At 69.7% G+C, this 1503-nt stretch carries 2 protein-coding genes; both read right to left on the bottom strand.

Annotated elements, in window-relative coordinates; translation table 11 throughout:
* Positions 1-902, bottom strand: a 902-nt coding sequence (locus L995_RS05525; RefSeq protein WP_047469967.1) for a 2-hydroxyacid dehydrogenase, incomplete at its 3' end; no start/stop codon positions are given.
* Positions 899-1312: a VOC family protein gene (locus L995_RS05520; protein WP_012207434.1), complete on the bottom strand. Its 414-nt coding sequence runs from the start codon at positions 1310-1312 to the stop codon at positions 899-901. The genes L995_RS05525 and L995_RS05520, both read right to left, overlap by 4 nt.
* Between the last annotated feature and the right edge of the window lie 191 nt (positions 1313-1503).

Genomic DNA, 1503 nt, shown 5'->3' with positions numbered 1-1503 from the left:
GCCACGATGGCCGATGCCGTCGCGCGGTCCGTGGGTGCCGAGATGTGGGGCAGAACGGTCACGGCAGGGTGCGCCCATTGCCAGGACGATTCTGGCAGGGGCTCCTGGTCGAACACGTCCAGCACGGCATGGGCCAGACGGCCGCCGTCCAGGGCGGTGCGCAGCGCGGCATCGTCCACGATGGGGCCGCGCGCAAAGTTGATCAGCGAGGCATGGGCAGGCAGCGCGGCCAGCGCCTGCGCGCCGACGATGCCGCGCGTCTGCGGCGTGAGCGGCAGCAGGCATACGAGGATGTCGGTCTGCGCCAGCATGGCGGGCAGCTCGGCATCACCCGCATGGCATTGCACGCCGTCCATCTGCCTGGGCGTGCGGCTCCAGCCGCGCACCTGGAAGCCGGCCGACAGCAGCCGCTGCGCGGCGGCCTTGCCCAGTGCGCCCAGGCCCAGCAGCGATACCGTCCTGTCCTGCGCGCGCACGCCGTCATGCGCCAGCCATTGGCGCGCGGCCTGCTGCCGGGCATAGCGCGGCATGTCGCGGTGCAGGTACAGGGTCCAGGCCAGCACGGCCTCGGCCATGGTGGCGGCCAGTTGCGGGTCCACCAGGCGGACGATGCGCAGGTCGGTATCGCCCAGGTCGGCCACCAGGCGCTCCACGCCGGCCCAGACGCTGTGCACCCATTGCAGGCGCGGCAGCGTGCGCAGGTCAGCGGGCTGGGGGTTGGCGACGATGGCGACCTCGCAGGCCGCGCGCTGGTCGGCATCCAGCGTATCGAGCGCCACCACGCGCTCCTCGGGCAGGGCCGCCTGCAGGGCCTGCAGCCAGGCCTGGGCGGCCGGATAGCCGGGTGCGCAGACGAAAGGAAGCGGGGGGAGCGAGGCGCGAGGAGACAGCGAGCCGCTCATTTGGCGAAGACCTTGTCCAGGTCGGCGAAGCCCTTGACCTCGATGGGATTGCCGCTGGGGTCGCGGAAGAACATGGTGGCCTGCTCGCCGGGCTCGCCCTCGAAGCGGATGCCGGGCTGCAGCACGAAGTCCACCACGCCGCCGGACAGCCGCGCGGCCAGGGCCTTCCAGTCGTCCATGGCCATCACCAGGCCCAGGTGGGGCATGGGCACCATGTGGTCGCCCACGCGGCCGGTGTTCGTGACCGGGAAGGGCTCGCCCAGGTGCAGCGAGATCTGGTGGCCGAAGAAGTCGAAGTCCACCCAGGTCTCGGTGCTGCGGCCTTCCTGGCAGCCGAGCAGCGTGCCGTAGAAGGCGCGCGCTTCGTCCAGATCGCGGACATGGTAGGCAAGGTGGAAGCTGGTGCGCATGGCTGATCCTTTGGTTGTGCTTGTGGTGCAGGCAGGTTCGCAGGCCGTGGCCTGCCGTGGGTGGCGCGAGCCTAGCAGAGGCTTTTCAAAAGTGATAGCGTTGATTTCTTTGCAATCCCCAAGGAAATCTTTTGGATACCCGCTATCTCAAGAGCCTGATCGCCGTGGTGGACAGCGGCTCCATCACGCGG

Source organism: Delftia sp. ZNC0008 (assembly GCF_000799035.1).
GTDB classification, from domain to species: Bacteria; Pseudomonadota; Gammaproteobacteria; order Burkholderiales; family Burkholderiaceae_C; genus Comamonas; species Comamonas tsuruhatensis.
This window is presented reverse-complemented; position numbering and strand designations above follow the sequence as displayed.

Excerpts from the sequence above, each read along its gene's own strand:
- L995_RS05520 (WP_012207434.1), bottom strand. The coding sequence starts at position 1,312 with ATGCGCACCAGCTTCCACCTTGCCTACCATGTCCGCGATCTGGACGAA.